The sequence below is a fragment of the Variovorax sp. dw_308 genome, from assembly GCF_019207085.1.
GTDB lineage: Bacteria > Pseudomonadota > Gammaproteobacteria > Burkholderiales > Burkholderiaceae_C > Variovorax.
In genome coordinates this window covers 28,692-47,822 of record NZ_JAATOM010000012.1, presented here as the reverse complement: position 1 = coordinate 47,822, position 19,131 = coordinate 28,692, and the positions used below count along the sequence as shown (strand labels likewise).

The window sequence follows — 19,131 nt, the reverse complement described above, 5'->3', positions numbered from 1 at the left end:
GCGCCGCGGTTCGTGTTCGCGCTCATGCCGCCAATGCCTTCAGCCGCTCGATGGCCTCTTGCAGATGCGCCATCGAACTCGCCGTCGAGAAGCGCACGAACTTCGCCGTCTCGGCCGTGCCGAAGTCGCGGCCCGGCGTGACGGCGACATGCGCGCGTTTCATCGCCTCGAAGGCGAAGTCCCAGCTGCCTTCGATGCCCAGTTTCCGTGCGAGCGAACTGCAATCGGCCCAGGCGTAGAAAGCGCCATCCGGCACCACCGGCACGGTCAGGCCGAGCGCGTTCAATTGCGGAATGAACCAGTCGCGCCGCGCCTTGAATTCGGCGCGACGGCGTTCGTATTCGGCAATGCTCTCGGGCTCAAAGCAGGCCAGTGCCGCGTACTGCGACACGGTGCTGGCGCAGATGAACAGGTTCTGCGCAAGACGCTCGATCACCGGCACGAGCGCTTCCGGTACGACCATCCAGCCGAGCCGCCAGCCGGTCATGTTGAAGTACTTGCTGAAGCTGTTGATGCTGATGACGTTGTCGTCGATCGCCAATGCGGTCTGTCCAAAAGCGTCGTGGTCACGTGCCCCCACGCTCGGCACTGGCGTGTCCTCGCTGCCCCCCGGGGGGGCGCCGGCTTGCTCGGGGCGGCCCAGCGCTGCGCCGTACGACAGCCCCAGGTAGATTTCGTCGATCAGCGTGATGCCGCCGCGCCTTGTCACCACTTCGTGGATGCGCCGCAACTCGTCCGGCGCGATCGACGTGCCGGTCGGGTTGGAGGGCGAAGCCAGCAACACGCCGCGTGTTCGGTCGGTCCAGGCTGCCTCAACCTTTTCCGCGCTGAGCTGGAAACGCTCTGCCGCGGTGGTCGGCACCAGTATCGCCTTGCCTTCGGCGGCACTCACGAAATGGCGGTTGCACGGATAGCTCGGGTCGGGCAGCAGCATCTCGTCGCCGGCCTCGATCAAGGCCAGGCAGGCCAGCTGCAGCGCGGCCGAAGCGCCAGCCGTCACCACGATCCGGCGCGCCGGCACGTCGACGCCAAAGCGCTGCGCATACCAGCCGCTGATGCGCTCACGCAGGGCGTCCAGGCCGACGGCGTGCGTGTAGTGCGTGGCGCCGCTGCGCACGGCCCGCATGGCCGCCTCCTGCACCAGCGGCGGCGCGGTGAAGTCGGGCTCGCCGATGTTGAGGAAGATCATCGGGCGATCGGTGTTGGCCACCTCGCGCGCCAGCTTGCTGGCGGCCTTGGCCACTTCCATCACGTAGAACGGCTCGATGCGCTCCGCCCGCGCCGACACCCTCATCGGACGTTGCCCTTGGCCCGGTCCGCCTCGACCTCCGCGGCGCGCAGCTTCGGCGCGAGCCCGTTGAGCACGGCATTCACATACTTGTGCCCGTCGGTGCCGCCAAATTCCTTGGCGAGTTCCACGCATTCGTTGAGCACCACGCGCCACGGCACGTCGAGGCAATTCTGGAATTCGTAGACGCCGATCCACAGCACCGCGTGCTCGACCGGCGAGATCTCTTCCATCTTTCGATCAAGCAGCGGCAGGATGAGTGCATCCATGTCCGCCGCCTGCTCGATCGAGCCGTGCAGCAGCGCGTCGTAGTGCGCTGCGTCGGCCTTGTGAAAGCCCGCGAGGTCGCGCGTGAAGTGATCGATCTCGGTCGCGTCATTGCGCCCGACCAGGTGCTGGTACAGCGCCTGCAGCGCAAACTCGCGCGCGCGGCTGCGGTTGGACTTTGCCGAGGCCTTGCGCGCGCCGGTGCTCGTCAGGCCGGGGGCTGACTTTCGCGACGGCTTGTTCTTGCTGGGGGTTTGTTCGGTCATGACAATTGCGCCAGCAGCTGCGCCATCTCGACCGCCACGCGCGCCGCGTCGCGGCCCTTGTCGGTCTGTCGGGCCACGGCCTGCGCCAGGTTCTCGGTGGTGATGATCGCGTTGGCGACCGGGATGCGGTAGTCGAGCGCCACGCGGCTCACGCCTGCGCCCGACTCGTTGGCCACCAGCTCGAAGTGATAGGTCTCGCCGCGGATGATGCAGCCCAGCGCGATCAGCGCCTGGTAACCGCCGCGCTCGGCGAAGGCCTGCAGCGCCACGGGCACCTCCAGCGCGCCGGGCACGTAGACGTGGTCGATGTCGTCGTCCGCAACACCTAGCGAAGCCAGCTCGGCCAGGCAGGCCGCCGCGAGTGCGCCGGTGATGTCCTCGTTGAAGCGCGCCTGCACGATGCCGATGCGCAAGCCCTTGCCATCGAGCGCGCCAGCGGCGCCCTTGTTCGCGTTCAGCATGTTCAGCAGTCCTTGTGGGTGTAGCCGACGATCTCGAGGCCATAGCCGGGCGTCATGCTCGGCATGCGACGCGGGTTCGCCATGAGGTTCATCTTGTGCACGCCGCAGTCGCGCAGGATCTGCGCGCCCACGCCGTAGTTGCGCAGGTCCATGCGGCCGCGCTCCGGCGCCTGCGCGGGGCGTGCGGTGCCTTCGAACTGGCTCAGCAACTCGGCCCCCGACTCGCCGCAGTTGAGCAGCACGGCCACGCCTTTGCCTTCTGCCGCGATGTGCGCCAGGCTCGCATCGAGGCTCCATGAATGCAGCGCGCGGTTGACTTCGAGCGCATCGAGCACCGACAGCGGCTCGTGCACGCGCACCGGCACGACATCGTCGGTCGCCCAAGCGCCGCGCACGAGTGCCAGGTGCACGCCGTTGCTTGGCTTGTCCCGGAAAGCGTGCGCCGTGAACGCACCCCAGGCGGTGTTGATCTCGCGGCTGCCGACCTTCTCGATCAGCGTTTCAGTCTGCGCGCGGTGCTCGATCAGCGCGGCGATGGTGCCGATCTTGAGCCCATGCTCGGCGGCGAACACCTGCAGGTCCGGCAGGCGGGCCATGGTGCCGTCCTCGTTCATCACCTCGCAGATCACCGAGGCGGGCGAGCAGCCAGCCATGGCGGAGAGGTCGCAACCCGCCTCCGTATGGCCCGCGCGCATCAACACGCCGCCATCCACCGCCTGCAACGGGAAGATGTGGCCCGGCTGCACCAGGTCGGTTGCCACGGCATTGCGCGCGACGGCCGCCTGCACGGTCCGTGCGCGGTCGGCCGCGGAGATGCCGGTGGTGACGCCCTCGGCGGCCTCGATCGACACGGTGAAAGCGGTCGAGTGCTTGGCGCCATTGCGCGCCACCATCGGCGGCAGGTTCAGGCGCTCGCACATCTCGCGCGACAGGGTCAGGCAGATCAGGCCGCGCGCGTGGCGGGCCATGAAATTGATCGCTTCCGGCGTGACATGGTCGGCCGCGATGACGATGTCACCCTCGTTTTCGCGGTCTTCCTCGTCGACAAGGATGACCATCCGGCCAGCGCGGAGGTCGGCCACGATGTCCTCGACGGGGGAAATGGGGGCGGGCGTTCGCCCGTTGACAGGAGCGCCAAGCGGCGTGACGGTGGCGTTCATGGCTTGTTCGTCTGGGTGGGAAGAGGGATGGCGCCAGCCTGGAGCATGCGCTCCACGTAGCGCGCGACGGTGTCGATTTCGAGGTTCACTCGGCTGCCTTCAACCAGCCCTCCCAGCGACGTGTTTTCCACGGTGTGCGGAATCAGGTTGATGCTGATCTCGCTACCCTGCGGGCCGTCGCTGACGCTATTGACCGTGAGGCTCACGCCGTTGACCGTGATCGAGCCCTTGTAGGCCAGGAAGCGCGCGAGCGCAGGAGGCGCGACGATGCGCAACTCCCAACTCTCGCCCACCGGCGCAAAGCGGCTTACCGTGCCAATGCCATCGACGTGGCCGGACACGATGTGGCCGCCCAGGCGATCGCTGGCGCGCAAGGCCTTCTCCAGGTTGATGCGCGCGGAGGCTTCGGTCAGGCCGGCCGTCTTGTCGAGCGACTCGGCGGAAATGTCGATTGTGAACTGCTTGTTGGCGGGGTCCAGGGTGGTGACGGTCATGCACGCGCCGTTCAGCGCAATGCTGTCACCGAGCCCCACGTCGTCGAGATAGCCGTCGGGCGTGGCGATGCTGAGTCGCTTGCCGTGGGAAGAAGAGCTGCCGAGGTCGTGGATGGCGGCGATGCGCCCCACGCCGGTGATGATTCCGGTGAACATTCGCACATTTTCGCAGAGTATTGGCCTGCCTCCGGGCTCCACGCATTTCGTGCGCTTCGCAGAGCCCAAACCGGTGGCCGGCAAAGCCGGTTCCACGGTGTTCCTGGCACTGGGTGCGCCCGTTTCGGGGCTAGAAGACGTCGCGGCCGGCGACCCGGGCGACGATCCGCAGATCGGGGCCCAGCATCTCGACGGATCGGAACTCAAGCGGCAGTGCGCCGGCCAGCTCGGTCAACGGTCCGTCGGCGTGAACGTGGCTGGCCATCCCCATGCCGCTGCCGATGAACTTCGGCGCCAGGTAGACCAGCAGTTCATCGACCAGACCCTCGCGCATGAGCGAGCCGTTGAGCTTGTGGCCGGCTTCCACATGCAGTTCGTTGATCTCGCGTCGCGCCAGGTCGGCCAGCATCGCGGCCAGGTCGACCTTGCCCTGCGGGTTGGGCAGGTGCGTGACCGTGGCGCCGCGTGCCTTGAGCGCTTCTTCCTTTTCGGGGTTCGGGCGCGCGCCGGCATAGATCCACACGGAGCGGCCGGGCATGAAGAGGCGCGCATCGGGCGGTGTCTGCAACTGGCTGTCGATGATCACCAGGTGGGGCTGGCGGCCCGTTTCGACCAGGCGCACGTCGAGCAGGGGGTTGTCCTCCAGCACCGTGCCCACGCCTGTCAGCACCGCGCTCGCCCGTGCCCGCCAGGCGTGCCCGTCAGTGCGTGCCGCAGGGCCGGTGATCCACTGGCTCACGCCGTTGTCGAGGGCGGTCTTGCCGTCGATCGAGGCGGCGACTTTCATCCGCAGCCAGGGCGTCTTGCGCACCATGCGGCTGAAGAAGCCGATGTTGAGTTCGCGCGATTCGGCGGCGCCCAGGCCGACCTGGACCTCGATGCCCGCCGCGCGCAGCCGCGCAAAGCCCTCGCCCGCGACGAGCGGGTTGGGGTCCGCGATCGACGCAACCACCTTCCGGATGCCCGCGGCGATCAGCGCGTCGCAGCACGGGCCGGTGCGTCCGTGGTGGGAACAGGGCTCCAGCGTGACGTAGGCCGTTGCGCCCGCGACCGAATGGCCGCGTGCCGCGGCATCGTGCAACGCCTTGATCTCGCCGTGCGGACCGCCCACCGGCTGGGTATGGCCTTGGCCGATGACCTCGCCGTTGCTGTTCGTGATGACGCAGCCGACGGCGGGATTGGGTGAGACATTGGCGTGTGCCGCGCTCGCCAGCGCGAGCGCCAATTCCATCGTTTGCGCGGCAGGGGGCATGGATGCGTGATCAGGATGTGAAGTTGAGCAGTACGGGCTTTCAACGACTCCAGCAGTCCGCCACCAGTTCGGGCGAAGCGGTGGCGGAGGACAGGCCGCGCTTGCCATCATGTGTCAACGTGAATTCGCCGCACTTGTCGCCGACCTGGCCGTTCTGCGGAGTCGCCTTCAAAGTGTAGCGGGCGCCATTCGTATCCGTGCCCGCGATGCTGATGGAATAGCTCCTGGAGGGCACGGCCTCGAGCGCCGACGGAAACTTGGTCGCGGCCTCTTCCGTGGTGAGGTAGGTGCCGCGGGCCGTCGCCACGCGCTCCAGCCAGTGGGCCGCCTGCAGCAACCCGGCGCGCGCCTCGGCGCGGTGGCCGCGGCGGATGTACTCCCGGTAGCTCGGCAGCGCGATGGCGCTGAGGATCCCGATCACCGCGAGCACGATCATGGCCTCGATCAGCGTGAAGCCGCGTAGGCGCGGGCGAGCCTTCGTCTGCACCTTCACCGCAACTGCCTCCAGCTCGGCCGCAGGCTGATCTTGCCCAGGCGATCCCGGTCGTCGCAGGTTTGGCCCGAGGGGCAGACGCTGATGAGCTTCTTGTCCGTCTTGAGTGCGTAGCGCAGCGACGATTCGATGCGCGAGGCGGTCATCGGGGCATCCGCCATGGCGGTGCTTGCGGTGTAGCCGTAGAGCTGCGAGCGCGGGGCGCCGCCGGTGATGGCGTTCAGGGTGGTGAGGTAGCTGCGTCCGTTCACCATGGTTGGACCGCAGGTCTCTTCGGTCGTGTTGCCATCCACTCCGGGGATGGCGCTCGGCACGTCCACCAGCAAGCCGTCGAACCAATCGAGGTTCTGCACCACGCGCTCGCCCGCGGGCAGGTCGAGGTACCACCCCCTGTGCGAAGTGAAATCCACCTCGTTGCTGCTGAGGCGCCAAAGCCGGCTGCCGGTGGCGTTGGACGTGCCGGCCTCTGCGCCGATGGTCTGTGCGACCAGCGAAAGGCGGCCGTTGGACACGGCTTCGCCTTCCGACAACACCACTGCGTTCTCTGAACTGCGCGTGATCACGGTGTTGTCGCGGATGCCGTAGATGCTCTGAGGTGAAGCGTCGCCCCGATCCTCGTTGGTGAGATTGCGCCCGGTGCCGAACACCAGCATGAGGCCACCGTCCGGATGGGGCAGCCACACCGGCGCGTTGGTGATGGGCTGGGCCTTGCCGGTCGCATCATGGGCGGTGTACAGCGGCGCGTTGTCGAAGGAAAGCTTCCATTGGCCTGCGGTATTTCCCGTCAGGTCGAACTTCCAGAGTTGGCCCTTCAGGTCGCCGGCATAGGCGATGTCCGGCTTGCCGTCGCCATTGAGGTCGACGAGGCGGGGTGCGCCCAGGCCGTTGCCGCCCGCGTGGCCTGCGTTGATCTTGACCAGCGCTTTGTCGCCGTCGAGGTACTGGATCAACAACACCGCTTTTTCGTTCGGGCTGTTGTAACCATTGCCGGTCACCAGCGCCCAGCGGCCGTCGTTGAGCTGGGTGATCTGCTGTGTCACGTTGGGGTTGGCCTGTTCGATGGCCGGTCGGCTGAAGATGCTTCCGATGTCCGGGTCGGCATCGGCGCCGGTCTTGTCCAGTACCACCAGGCTGCCCGGCGATGCGGATGCGAAGGCGGCCGGATCGGTTGCATCCAGCACGAAGTAGCCATGGCCTCCGGCGCCGAGGAAGCCCGCAACGTACGTCTTCCAGGTGCCGTCGACCGGCTTGATGTCACCTGAAAGCGGCGAGCCATCGACGAAGTACTGGTGCTCGTAGGCAGGCGAGCTCAGTTGCGACAACTTGCCGTACAAGCCCTGCGGCACATAGGCGATCTTCTCGGCGCCGTCGGCGGTGTCGAAGCCATGGAGCATGCCGTCGTTGGCGCCGACGTACAGCATGGAGGGCCGCGCTGCTCGGGCGTTGCGGAATGTGGCGTAGGTGGCGTCGTTGTAGGTTCCCGCGGGCTTGCCTGGCACCACCCACGGCGCCGAATTGACGATATCGCCGTGACGCGATTTGCGGTTGCGGAAAGTCCCGCCATTGGAGAGTTCCTGGGTGCGGTCGCCGCGCAGGTAGGCAAGCCGGCCCTGCCCCTTGCCGTCGACGCCTGCGCCGCCCGTGTCGAGCGCGGCCTTTTGCGCTTCGGAGAGGCTGTCCCAGGTCCACGAGATGCCTTCGGTGCCGTTGTGGGTCAGCACAAGCCGGCTGGCGGGGACGTAGGAACTGGCGTCCAGAAGGGTGGCGGTCGAAACCGGCTTTGCGAGCGTATTGCCCGAGGCGGCAACCGCCGTGCCCCAGGCGCCGCCCGCCGACACCACGGCGGTCCCCGCGGCCACGTTGTAGGCGGTGACGGCGCCATGCCATCCGTCCGCTGAATACCCGGCCTCGAACGACATCGACGCGCCCCGTGCCGATCCGGAACTGCCGGTCACCGAGCTGAGCGCGCTGCCCGTCTCCGCGGCGATCGTGTTCAGGACGTCCTTGAAAGCCACGGCCAACGATGCAGCGGTGGGGGCCGGAATGAACTTGCCGCGTGAGTTGAGGGCGGAGTGCCACAACTCGGGCATCCGCTTCGTGTCATCGATGGCGGAGGCGAAGTTCAACGGGTTGGGCCAGGACGTCGTACCAAGCATCAGGCGGTTGTAGTCCTCACCGCTCCAGGTGCTGTCGCCCAACACCGGTCCCACGCTCGCGTCCCACTTGGCGGCGCCGTTGAAGCCCACGGTGTACAGCGTCAGGTGCTGCCAGTTGGCGGGATCGTTGCGGGGATTCCAGAATTCCGTGAGGGTGCGCGTCTTCGTGCCCTCCGCGTCCGTGAAGGTCTCGCTGCCTTCGCGCGCGATGCGTCGGGGCACGTTGTTGGGCAAGTCCGGCTGCAGATCGGTCGCCCAGTAGTAGAAGGCCAGGTCCGAGAAGGTCGGCAGCACGCCGGAGCTGTAGCCGTCGCCGTACAGGCCGGCGCCGAAATCGTCGCGGTAGATCTGCGTTTGTTCATTCGTCGTGGCGTATGGCGTCGTCCCGTCGCCGAGCGTGCGCGAGGTGCCGTCTGCATTTGGAATCAACGCCGCGGCCTGCGGGTTGCCCGCATCCCATCGGACCGGGTCATCCCGATTTCCGAAAGGCGTGTTCCATCCCCCGTCGGTCATGAACAGGTTGTAAGCCTTGCGGCAGCCCAGCATCGGCTCCTGAACGCGCCCCGGCACGCTGGCCCAGGGGCTGTTGATGCCGGGAGGCATGCGCAGGTATTGGCCGGCGTTGAACAGCATGCGATGGGACGTCGTGTCGCCCACTGCCGCAAGTGTGCGGACCCATGTCTTGAAATTGTTGCGGTGCGCGGTGTCCAGCACCCGCATTTCATTCTGGCCATCGCAGTCGCCACCGCTCGGAATCGTGTAGCAGTGCGCCATCGATTGCCAGGCCAGGCGAATGGCGCCATCTGGCACGTTCGCTTGCGAGAAGGTGTCGAGCAATGCTTCGCGCAAGGTCTGCATTCCTTCATCCCCCATGCTGCCCGAATCGTCCACCGACACGATGACGTTGGGTGCCGGCTTCCTGTAGCTCGTGCCGGCGGGTGCGGTGCTGAACTGCAGCGGAGTCGCGGCCGCATGCGACGACAGCATCGCGAGCGCCAGCAGCAGCGCGCAAGCGGTGGACTTGGGGAGTTGTGACCTCTTCATGAATCCATCCGCTTCCGCACGAACACCGTCTGCACGACGGCCAGACTGTTGGGCTTGAGCCCTTTCGCGATCGCCGTGATGCGAAAGACGTAGGGGCTGCCGGCGTCGGGCGCATACCGTTGTGCCGGACCGGCCGCGGTGGCCGCGCCGACGTCGTAGGGCAGCACCTCGACCCAGTACCAGGCCCGCGCCTCCTGGCCAGCGCCCGTCATCAGGAGCGGGTTGCTGGCGGCCGTGGCCTTGGCGCCCGTGTGGGCGCCGTAGGTGGCTGCGACTTTCTTCATGGCCTCCAGATCACCTTGCGAATTCAGGAACTTGCCGTCGTTGGCAAGGCAGATGCCGCGTACGCAAAGGAGCGGCGCCTTGCGCAGGGAATCCGACAGATTCTGGAAGTCGGCTTCGTCGGCCGGGAAGAAGATCCCGCCGGACAGGTCACGGCAGCCGACGTACGCGGCGCCGCGCCTGCATTCGGTCCTGCCGTCCGAGAGGGTGCCCATGATGTCGAATTCGGCATCGCGCACCATGGCCTGCGCGGCCTCGAACGCGCGCTGGTAATCGCTGTCGTTGCCGGTGATCATTTCGCTGAAGAGCGCGGTGCGCGAGGCCCAGATCACCAGCAGGCTCGAAAGCATCACCATGACCAGCACGATGAACATGGATACGCCGCGCTGGCGCAGGCCCGGCCTTGTCACGAGGCTCCCTGGGTGCGCAGGTCGAACACGTTGCGAAACAGCATGTGGACCACGCCTTTGTGCGGCACGGCTTCGCCTTGGCAATTGACGTAGTTCCTGGACGGTTGGTCGCCGGTGTTTTCCGAACCCTTCAGGTCGAGGCAGATTTCGACCGAACTCACCATGCCCCAGAGCTTGGCGGCCTCTACTTCGTTGGCGTCCATGCGCCGGATCGTGGTCGGCGAGGCCTTCACGCGGTACCAGACCTGGAAGTCCGCGACGTTGGCGACCATGGGCTGGGCGGCGTCCTGCACACCCTTGCACATCAACGCACCTTCCTTCACCGAGAAGGTGCTATCCAAGCGCAAACCCGCCATCTCCTTCGGCACCCTGTTGGCGAGGCAGTCGCGTGGCCGCTTGTCGTCTGCGGCCTCCCCATCGGCTTCAGCGCCTGCGAGGACAGGCTGGTTGCTGAAAGAGACGGTGTCCGGAGCACCCTTGGTGCCCTCCGTGCCCTGTACCGCGGCGCCATCGAAGCCGGTGAAGCTGGTATTGAAGGACACCATGCCCGGCGCGGAAGATTTCGCCAGGTCGAGGGAACCAGCCTGCCGCGCCTGCATGCCGAACACCCTCAATGCGTACGACCCCTGTTGCTGCAGGTGCGCGACGTCCGTGACCACGGCCGCGCTATTCCGTGAGAGCAACATCGAGGCAATGGCTGCACCAATCACGAGTAGACCGATGACAAGCGCGGCCAGCAATTCGACGAGCGTCACGCCGCGTTGCGCCCGGCGTACAGCTGGCCTTGGGCTCGTGGATGGACTACGGTTGGACATACACGACGTGGCAGATCAAGCCGGCAGGGCAATCAGGGATGCCCGCGCTGGTGGGGGTGGGCTGGGCCAGCGGCGCGAGATAGCCCTTGTCATTCGAGCGTTCGTTGGAGCGCCAGCCGACCATCACGCCCAATTGCCGCTTGTTGTTGGCGTCCTCGTCCGACGACAGGAAGACCGTGGCCTTGCCCAACGGCAGTCGCTGTGAGACTTCTGTTTTCCATTCCCAGAGGTCGCGGGCGGCCAGTTGCGTGGTGGTGCAGGCCTTGGCCCTGCAATCCTCTTCAGGCGCATCGCCGATGTTCCAGTCGGCCACGTAAGCGCTCAATTGCGCGAAGGCGTCGGGATTGGATTTGATGCGTTCGCCGAGGTCTTCGATCGCCCGCACCGCTTGTGCGCGTCGCGCGGAAGTCTGTGTTTCCGCCAGCGTGCGCACCTGCACCCACAGAATCGCGAGCACGCCCACTGCCAGGATCAGGATCGAGACCAGGGACTCCAGCAAGGTCACCCCGCGCTCGCAGTGGCGCCGAAGAACAGGGCGGGCGATCATCCAGCACACTCCTCGACGCCCGGCACGACTCGCAGCCTGCCGCCCGAGCTCAGGCACAGCGCTGTCTTGTTCGCAACGTTGTCATCGTCGGCAGGACTGAAGACGACGCCGACCATGCCGGCGCCGGCTTCGCCCCACTGATTCAATCGCATGAGCGATGCGTTCGTCGTTCGCCGGACATCGACTCCGCGGGGAGCGGGCGATTGCTGCAAGACCTCATCGCCCTTGTCGGCGGATCCGTTGCCGTTGAGGTCCGCAAACACCAGCCACCCACAACTCCAGTTCTGGGACCCCGGCGCCGAGCAACCCGCCTGTGTCGCCTTGCGGAGCACGACCCCGCCGCCGCGCCGGATCGCTTCCGATCGCGCGAAGTAGATGGTTGCAGTGAAGTCCTCGACGGCGGTTCGAACGCGGTAGCGGGACACGACGGCGTTGAAACTGGGCAACGCTAGCGTGGCCAGGATGGCCACGACCGCAACGACCACCAGCAATTCGATCGCAGTGAAGCCCGACACGCGGCGCGCTTCACGGGCAAACAATGCGATCTGCTGAGTAAGGGGTTGCGAATTCACGCCCGCATGCTAGGGGCGCAAATGTAATAAAAAAGTGAACAAAACCAGACGGCAGTCTGTCTCCGACGAACGGAGCCAATCCGGCGAATTGAGACAATTAACGATCTTTGTGCTGAAGAAGTCACAAAGATGACGCGTGATTGCGTCGAAATCGGTTGCCTAGATATCCCGCAGCAACTGCCGAAATTCGTCCACATCCTCGAAGCTCCGGTAGACCGACGCAAAGCGCACGTAGGCCACCTTGTCGAGCTTCTTGAGTTCGCGCATCACCAGTTCGCCGACCTTGTTGGACTCGATTTCGCGCAGGCCGAGCGCCAGCAACTCCTGCTCGATGCGCAGCAACGCGCCGTCGATCTGCTCGATGGTCACGGGTCGCTTGCGCAGCGCCAGCATCATCGATGCGCGGACCTTTGATGCTTCGAAGTCTGCCCGGCCGCCATCCTTCTTGACGACCACCGGAAAGTTGACGTCCGGCCGCTCGTAGGTGGTGAAACGCTTCTCGCAGGACCCGCACTGTCGGCGGCGGCGCACGAAGTCGCCGTCCTCCGAGACGCGGGTCTCCACGACCTGCGTCTCAAGGTGGCCGCAGAACGGGCATTTCATGCTGCGGCCACCTGCGGTCCTGCTCAGCGATAAACCGGGAAGCGCGTCGTCAGCGCCTCGACCTTGGTGCGCACGGTCGCCAGGTTCGCCTCGTCGCGCGGGTTGTCCAGCACGTCGGCAATCAGGTGCGCCGTCGCACGGGCTTCCTCGTCCTTGAAGCCGCGCGTCGTCATGGCCGGCGTGCCGATGCGCACGCCGCTGGTGACCATCGGCTTTTCCGGATCGTTTGGGATCGCGTTCTTGTTGATGGTCATGTGCGCGCTGCCGAGCACCGCCTCGGCTTCCTTGCCGGTGATGCCCTTGGGCCGCAGGTCGACCAACATCAGGTGGCTCTGGGTGAGCCCGCTCACGATGCGCAGTCCGCGTTGGGTGAGCGTCTCCGCGACGATCTGCGCATTCTTGATGACCTGCTGTTGATAGGTCTTGAACTCGGGCGTCAGCGCTTCCTTGAAGGCGACCGCCTTGGCGGCGATGACGTGCATCAGCGGGCCACCCTGCAGGCCGGGGAAGATCGCGCTGTTGATCGCCTTCTCGTGCTGCGACTTCATAAGGATGATGCCGCCGCGCGGGCCGCGCAGGCTCTTGTGGGTGGTGGAGGTGACCACGTCCGCGTGCGGCACCGGGTTGGGGTAGCAGCCCGCGACCACCAGGCCGGCATAGTGGGCGATGTCGACCATGAAGATCGCGCCCACGTCCTTCGCGACCTTGGCAAAGCGCTCGAAATCGATGTGCAGCGAATAGGCCGAGGCGCCGGCGATGATCAGCTTGGGCATGTGCTCATGCGCCTTGCGCTCCATCGCGTCGTAGTCGATGGCTTCGTTCTTGTCGAGGCCGTAGCTCACCACGTTGAACCACTTGCCGCTCATGTTGAGAGGCATTCCGTGGGTGAGGTGGCCGCCTTCGGCCAGGCTCATGCCCATGATGGTGTCGCCGGGCTTGAGGAACGCCAGCATCACGGCTTCGTTGGCCGAGGCGCCGCAGTGCGGTTGCACGTTGGCCGCGTCCGCGCCGAACAACTGCTTGACGCGGTTGATGGCCAGTTGCTCGGCCACGTCGACGTGCTCGCAGCCACCGTAGTAACGCTTCCCGGGGTAGCCCTCGGCGTACTTGTTGGTGAGCTGCGAACCCTGCGCCGCCATGACGGCGGGCGACGCGTAGTTTTCACTCGCGATGAGTTCGATGTGCTGTTCCTGGCGTGCGTTTTCGGCCTGGATGGCAGCCCACACTTCGGGGTCGGTCTGTTCGACCAGATTGTTGCGTTGGTACATGGCAGTCCTGAAGACAAATTTCCTTGTTCATGCAAACAAGGGCTGCCCAGGCGAACGGCGGAACACCCGGCAAACCGGGCGGTACGCTCCCAAGTGGTATTCCACGTCAGCGCATGCACCCGGAGCAAGTTGCCCCAGGGTTGCGCCTATCGCCAGTCGCGTACCGCGCCAGTGTAGCCGAGAGGCTCCTGACGCAGAGGATCAGCGTCTTTCCAGGAGTCGCTCTCCAGCAATGCGACCTTTTGTCCGCCCGTCGATTCGGCGGACTTGTTCCGCTCGGCCACAGGCAGGCCAGCGGTGCGGTTCGAAGTCGTGGAGGGCGCCTTGCCCTGGGCAACCAGGCGCAGCCGCTCGTGCTCGGCCATCACTTTGCCGGCATAGCCGCCGTCGTCTTCCATCTTGGCGGCGCCGACGTAGTAGCGCAAGCCGCCCTCGACGGATCCGGCGCGCGAAATGCATTCCTGCAGCACCTTGACGCCGACGCGCATGTTGGTGACCGGGTCGAAGGCCGTCAGCGTGCCGCCGGCGCTTTCGTATTTCTCGCCATGGACGCGCGTCATCACCTGCATCAGGCCCTGGGCACCCACGCTGCTCTGGGCGAACGGATTGAAGCTGGATTCGACGGCCATGATGGCCAGGATCAGGGTCGGGTCGAGCTTGGTGCGCTTGCCGATGTCATAGGCCTCCGCGACCAGCACGCTCAGGGGTTCCGCTGCAACACGGTACTTCTTGCTGAGCCAATAGGCCACCGCGGCTTGCTGCTTGGGCAGGTCGCCGGGGCTCGCTGCCGTGGTGCGTTCGATCGCGTTCGGTTGCAGATCGGTTGCGCTTGGCTCCGGCGCAGGCTTGCGCGACTGGAGCCAGCCCATCAACTGGGCTTCCCCGGACTCGCGCAAGTCGGGCCGGGCCACGAGTGCCAACGCGGCAAACACGATAGCCAGACCGATCAACGCAAAGCCGTTGTGGGTGAGTTCAAAGAAACCATCTGCCACATCGGACCCGAAGGTCCGTAGCCCGCGGGCTGTGGAGGCCAAGGCCTGTTTCATCGCTTTTCCTTTCGTCGTCGGCACCGGAAAACGCAGGCAACGCATAAAGCGAGCCGGGTCGACGGTGACGTCGCTGGGGTGGGTATCAGGTTCCGCGCGAAGTGGTCTGGGGAGCGCGGCCGCCTGATAGGGCCGGTGGCAATAGTGCACGCGGCGGCGGAGTACAAAAGACTACATGCTGCAAGCGGGCAGCAAGGTTGGACGAATTCTAGGGGTCGCCTAATACCTGGTCAAGAATAACGTCTAGGGGTCTTATTCTAAAAATGACCTGAGAAAAGTCTGGATCAGTAGAGGGAAACGGCTCACTGCAAGTGATTGCAACACCGATTTGAAAAGACCATTCCACCGCTTAAAGTGAAGATGCCTGAACCGTCAGGCGTCACGCCAAAGGCCGAGAACAGAGGGATTTCTCCCGGTTCGACGTTGGAAGCACCCCCCGGTGGCAATCTCTTGCTGCCAGCGAAGCCGGAACCATTCAACTTCCGGTCAAGCGAAAAGATGGCATGGGTTTTGAACTCGCCATCGAGCCCGGTGACGAGACTCCGCGTCAACTCACCGGGCTTTCTTGTTTCTGCGAACCCGTGTTGCCTTGCGGCACACTTCCCGATGATGAAAGCTGCTGCCCTGATACAAAGCAAATGGGTGCGACGGGTGATCGTCGCCATGCTCACTGTTCTTGTGATCTGGCTGGTGGCCTGGCTGGTGGTGCCGCCGCTGCTCAAGAGTCAGATTCAATCCCTGGCAAGCGCCAAGCTGGGGCGCCAGGTCACCGTGGGCAAGATCGATTTCAAGCCGTGGACGCTGGAACTCACGCTGAACGATCTGCGCATCGCCACGGCCGACGGCAAGGGCGCCCAGCTTCAAATCGCCCGGATCTACGTCGATGCCGACATGGAGTCGATCGTGCGCCTGGCGCCGGTGATCGACGCGGTGACCATCGATCAGCCGACCATCGCGCTGACCCATCTGGGCGATGGGCACTACGACATCGACGACATCCTTGCCAAGCTCGCGACGCCGCCCGACAAGCCGCCCGGCGACCCGACGCGCTTTGCCATCTACAACATCGCGGTGAATGGGGGCTCGGTCGATTTCGACGACCAGGCCGTCCAACGCAAGCACACCTTGCGCGACCTCGTGTTGAACGTGCCGTTCATCAGCAACCTGGCCTCCCTGCGCGAGGCCAAGGTCGAGCCCAAGCTCGCCTTCACCTTCAACGGCAGCAAGTTCGACTCGACCGCGGCGACCACGCCCTTCGCCGAGAGCCGCAAGACCGATGCGCAGATCCAGTTCAAGGGGCTCGACTTGGTGCCTTACCTTGGTTATGTGCCAAGCGGGATGCCCGTGCAATTGAAGGCAGGCTCGCTCGACGCCGACATCAAGATCGATTTCGAGCGCGCCGCCACTGCCGGGCTGAAGATTTCCGGCACGGTCGCGACGCATGGCATTCGCATGGCAGATGGCGAAGGACGCGAGTTGCTCGCCTTCGACAGCCTGACGGTCGGCCTCGCCGACATTCGGCCACTGGAGCGGCTGATCCACCTCGGTGAAATCGGCCTCGTTGCGCCCAACTTGGCGGTGGCGCGCGATGCGGCCGGCAAGCTGAACCTGTTGCCGAAGAACCCGGCAACCGGCGCCGCGGAGAAGCCGGAGCCCAAATCGGATGCTGAGGAGGCCGCCACCGCGCCCAAGGCCCCGGCGCCTGCGCCCTGGAAAATCGAGGTCGACACGTTCGCCCTCAGCGACGGCAACATCGGCTGGCATGACGAAACCGTCAAGCCGGCCGCCGTGGTCGAGATGACCGGGCTCGGCGTCCACGCCACCGGGATCCAGTGGCCCATGGAAAAGCCGGCCAACTTCAGCGGCGGCGTGGCCATTGGCGGGGCGGGGCTCAAATTCGAGGGGCAGGGCACCGACAAGGCGGCCACGGTCAAGGCACAGGTCGAGGCCTTGCCGCTGTCGCTGGCGGCGCCGTACCTGGCGCAAAGCCTGGAACCCACGCTCGACGGCAAGCTCGGCGGCGAAGTCGAGATCGACTGGGCCCAGCCCGACCTCAAGTTCAAGGCAACCAAGGTCTCGATCGATGGCCTGGCGCTGTCGCAGGGCAAGACGGCACTGGCCAGCGTCGGTCGATTCGAATTGACCGCCGCCGTGGCGGACATGACGCAGCACACGCTGGCCATCGGCACCTTCAGCGCCAACCAGCCCAAGGTCCGGGTCGAGCGCGACAAGGAGAAGCACTGGATGTTCGAGCGCTGGCTCAAGGCGCCGTCCGGCAACGGGCAGTCCGAAGGCGAGCCGGCCAAGGTTGCCGCACCCAAGCCGCCCGATGCCGGATCGGCGAAGGCGAACGCGAACACCAAGCCCTGGGGCCTGACCATCGGCAATCTGCTGGTCGATGGCGGCGCGGTGTCCTATACCGACGATGCCGCCAGCACGCCCGTGGCCGTGGAGATCACCGCGCTCAAGGTCAACGCGCAGAAGCTGGCGCCCAATACCGCCACGGCGTCTCCGCTGGAAGTGTCCGGTCGTATCGGCGCCGGGCGCTCGGACCCGGGCAGGTTCCTCTACAAGGGCCAGGTGGTGTTGAAGCCGGTGTCGGCGGAAGGCCGTCTGGAATTCGGCAATTTCCCTGTGCATGCGTTCAAGGCCTATTACTCCGAGGCACTCAATGTGGACGTGCGACGGGCGTTCGCCAGCTACCGGGGCACGGTGAACTATGCCCAGATGCCCACCGGGATGAGCGCGAAACTGGCGGGCGACCTGGCGGTGGACGACTTGCGCATCAACAGCGTCCAGTTGACCCAGTCTCCCGGGTTCGACCGATCGAACAACCAGTTGCTCGGCTGGAAGACACTGGGCCTGGGCGGCCTGCAGGTGACGCTGGCCCCCAGCGCGCCGCCCAGGGTCGATGTCCGCGAAACCTCGCTGACCGACTTCTTCGCGCGTGTGATCGTCGACCCCAGCGGCCGGCTCAACTTGCAGGACCTGACGAAGAAGGGCGAGCAGGAGGGGATTGCCAAGGCCGCCGCCGCGCCGCAGCCGCCGACGACCACCACCCAGCGCAAGTTCGGCGGCGCGCGGATCACGTCCAAGCCGGCGCCGGGGCGTGCGACGGGCGAGCCGCCGCCGGCCGAGTTGATGGTCGGCGGAGGTGCGCCAGCGCCGACGCCGGCGGCTCCCGCACCGGTGGCCGCGGCGCAGCCGGAAGACACCGGCATGAAGCCGATCGTCAATTTCGGCCCGATGAGCCTGGTCAACGGCAAGATCGACTTCACCGACCTGTTCGTCAAGCCCAACTATTCGGCGGACCTGAGCGAACTCACCGGCAAGCTCAGCGCGTTCTCATCCAATCCGCCGAAGGGCAGCACCGGGTCGCCCGAACTGGCCGACCTGGAATTGCGGGGCAAGGCCCAGCAGACCGCTTCGCTGGAGATCACCGGCAAGCTGAACCCGCTGGCCAAGCCGCTGGAGCTCGACATTACCGCCAAGATGCGCGAGCTGGACCTGGCGCCGCTGTCGCCGTACTCGGCCAAGTACGCAGGCCATGGCATCGAGCGCGGCAAGATGAGCATGGAGGTCAACTACAAGGTGGCGCCGGACGGCCAGCTGACCGCGACCAACAAGCTGGTGCTGAACCAGCTCCAGTTCGGCGAGGAAGTCCCCGGCGCAACGCGCACCCTGCCCGTGCGCCTCGCCGTGGCCTTGCTGGCCGATCGCAACGGCGTGATCGACGTGGACCTGCCGCTGCGCGGGTCCCTCAACGACCCGCAATTCAGCATCGGCCCGCTGATCTGGAAGGCCATCGTCAACCTGATCGTTAAGGCCGCGACGGCGCCGTTCGCTCTTCTCACCGGCGGCGGCGGAGGCGGCGGCGATGCCAGCGCCATCGCGTTCGATCCCGGCAGCGCGACCTTGAATGCAGCAGCGAAAGAGAACCTCGACAAGATCGGCAAGGCCATGGTCGACAAGCCGAGCCTGCGCCTCACGGTGAGCGGCTCGGCCAGCCTGGAACAGGAGCGCATTCCCTATCAGAAGCAGCGCCTGCGGCAGTTGACGCAGGCCGAGAAGCGCCGCGTCGCGGTGCGGGCGGGCAAGGATGCGGCCGAGGTGGAGCCGGTCACCGATGCGGAGTACCCCGAGTTGCTCGCGGCCATCTACAAGCGGGCCGACATCACCAAGCCGCGCAACATGGTCGGCCTGGCCAAGGACCTTCCTGTCTCCGAGATGGAAAACCTGATGATCACCAACATCCCGGTGGATGAGGAAGTGATCCGCCAACTCGCCGTGGAGCGCGGCGGCGAGGTGCGCGACTACCTGCTCGCGCAGAATGTGCCGACAGAGCGACTTTTCCTCGGCGCGGTGCACGTACAGGCCGGCGCCGGCGAGTCCAGGCCGGGCGCCGAACTCAAACTCGACATGCGATAGCAGGCGCGTAAACAGTTGCTCGCAGACACGCTCCCCCGGGTCTGTGAAAATGCGGGGTTCGCCGGAATTCGGGCGCCCCTTGCCGGGTGCGTTTCCGCGCACCTTCCTTCCAGACAAAGACAT

At 65.7% G+C, this 19,131-nt stretch carries 17 protein-coding genes and 1 riboswitch; of the genes, 1 reads left to right on the top strand and 16 read right to left on the bottom strand.

Features of this window, described 5'->3' with window-relative positions; genetic code table 11:
• Positions 1 to 22: 22 nt before the first annotated feature.
• The 16 genes from HCU76_RS21945 to HCU76_RS21870 all read right to left on the bottom strand — a co-directional run bounded on the left by HCU76_RS21945 (position 23) and on the right by HCU76_RS21870 (position 15,245).
• Positions 23 to 1,294 carry a pyridoxal phosphate-dependent aminotransferase gene (locus HCU76_RS21945; RefSeq protein WP_218510648.1) on the bottom strand — a complete coding sequence of 424 codons (1,272 nt, stop codon included), beginning with the start codon at positions 1,292 to 1,294 and terminating at the stop codon, positions 23 to 25.
• Complete coding sequence (gene nusB / locus HCU76_RS21940) at positions 1,291 to 1,821, bottom strand: transcription antitermination factor NusB (protein WP_218510647.1); 531 nt, start codon at positions 1,819 to 1,821, stop codon at positions 1,291 to 1,293. The genes HCU76_RS21945 and nusB overlap by 4 nt, the downstream gene beginning before the upstream one ends.
• A complete protein-coding gene (gene ribH / locus HCU76_RS21935) occupies positions 1,818 to 2,282 on the bottom strand; it encodes a 6,7-dimethyl-8-ribityllumazine synthase (protein ID WP_218510646.1) in 465 nt (154 codons plus the stop codon). The genes nusB and ribH overlap by 4 nt, the downstream gene beginning before the upstream one ends.
• 2 nt (positions 2,283 to 2,284) lie before the next feature.
• Positions 2,285 to 3,442 (bottom strand): bifunctional 3,4-dihydroxy-2-butanone-4-phosphate synthase/GTP cyclohydrolase II, encoded by a 1,158-nt coding sequence (gene ribBA, locus HCU76_RS21930; RefSeq protein ID WP_218510645.1) that lies wholly within the window; start codon positions 3,440 to 3,442, stop codon positions 2,285 to 2,287.
• Positions 3,439 to 4,092 carry a riboflavin synthase gene (locus HCU76_RS21925; RefSeq protein WP_218510644.1) on the bottom strand — a complete coding sequence of 218 codons (654 nt, stop codon included), beginning with the start codon at positions 4,090 to 4,092 and terminating at the stop codon, positions 3,439 to 3,441. Before HCU76_RS21925 ends, ribBA begins: the two co-directional genes overlap by 4 nt.
• A gap of 130 nt (positions 4,093 to 4,222) precedes the next feature.
• Positions 4,223 to 5,344, bottom strand: a complete 1,122-nt coding sequence (gene ribD, locus HCU76_RS21920) for a bifunctional diaminohydroxyphosphoribosylaminopyrimidine deaminase/5-amino-6-(5-phosphoribosylamino)uracil reductase RibD (protein ID WP_218510643.1) — start codon at positions 5,342 to 5,344, stop codon at positions 4,223 to 4,225.
• A 40-nt stretch (positions 5,345 to 5,384) separates the two neighbouring features.
• Entirely contained in the window at positions 5,385 to 5,831 is a 447-nt protein-coding gene (locus HCU76_RS21915) for a type IV pilin protein (RefSeq protein ID WP_218510723.1), read from the bottom strand.
• Between the two features lie 2 nt (positions 5,832 to 5,833).
• A complete protein-coding gene (locus HCU76_RS21910; protein WP_218510642.1) occupies positions 5,834 to 9,037 on the bottom strand; it encodes a pilus assembly protein in 3,204 nt (1,067 codons plus the stop codon).
• Positions 9,034 to 9,729, bottom strand: coding sequence for a PilX N-terminal domain-containing pilus assembly protein (locus tag HCU76_RS21905; protein ID WP_218510641.1), 696 nt, complete (start codon positions 9,727 to 9,729; stop codon positions 9,034 to 9,036). Before HCU76_RS21905 ends, HCU76_RS21910 begins: the two co-directional genes overlap by 4 nt.
• On the bottom strand, positions 9,726 to 10,544 hold the full coding sequence (locus tag HCU76_RS21900) for a PilW family protein (protein WP_256354338.1): 819 nt from the start codon (positions 10,542 to 10,544) through the stop codon (positions 9,726 to 9,728). Before HCU76_RS21900 ends, HCU76_RS21905 begins: the two co-directional genes overlap by 4 nt.
• On the bottom strand, positions 10,531 to 11,091 hold the full coding sequence (gene pilV / locus HCU76_RS21895) for a type IV pilus modification protein PilV (protein ID WP_218510639.1): 561 nt from the start codon (positions 11,089 to 11,091) through the stop codon (positions 10,531 to 10,533). Before pilV ends, HCU76_RS21900 begins: the two co-directional genes overlap by 14 nt.
• Positions 11,088 to 11,663, bottom strand: a complete 576-nt coding sequence (locus HCU76_RS21890; RefSeq protein ID WP_218510638.1) for a GspH/FimT family protein — start codon at positions 11,661 to 11,663, stop codon at positions 11,088 to 11,090. Before HCU76_RS21890 ends, pilV begins: the two co-directional genes overlap by 4 nt.
• A gap of 159 nt (positions 11,664 to 11,822) precedes the next feature.
• On the bottom strand, positions 11,823 to 12,266 hold the full coding sequence (gene nrdR / locus HCU76_RS21885) for a transcriptional regulator NrdR (protein ID WP_213954107.1): 444 nt from the start codon (positions 12,264 to 12,266) through the stop codon (positions 11,823 to 11,825).
• 23 nt (positions 12,267 to 12,289) lie between these two features.
• On the bottom strand, positions 12,290 to 13,534 hold the full coding sequence (gene glyA / locus HCU76_RS21880) for a serine hydroxymethyltransferase (protein WP_213954108.1): 1,245 nt from the start codon (positions 13,532 to 13,534) through the stop codon (positions 12,290 to 12,292).
• A 37-nt stretch (positions 13,535 to 13,571) separates the two neighbouring features.
• Positions 13,572 to 13,704, bottom strand: a riboswitch (ZMP/ZTP riboswitch).
• Positions 13,681 to 14,580: a lytic transglycosylase domain-containing protein gene (locus HCU76_RS21875; protein WP_256354349.1), complete on the bottom strand. Its 900-nt coding sequence runs from the start codon at positions 14,578 to 14,580 to the stop codon at positions 13,681 to 13,683. Its footprint overlaps the riboswitch before it by 24 nt.
• Before the next feature lie 302 nt (positions 14,581 to 14,882).
• Entirely contained in the window at positions 14,883 to 15,245 is a 363-nt protein-coding gene (locus HCU76_RS21870; RefSeq protein ID WP_218510727.1) for a hypothetical protein, read from the bottom strand.
• Here HCU76_RS21870 and HCU76_RS21865 point away from each other — a divergent pair.
• On the top strand, positions 15,244 to 19,008 hold the full coding sequence (locus HCU76_RS21865; RefSeq protein ID WP_256354337.1) for a DUF748 domain-containing protein: 3,765 nt from the start codon (positions 15,244 to 15,246) through the stop codon (positions 19,006 to 19,008). The two genes, HCU76_RS21870 and HCU76_RS21865, sit on opposite strands and share 2 nt — an antisense overlap.
• The last annotated feature ends 123 nt before the right edge of the window (positions 19,009 to 19,131 follow it).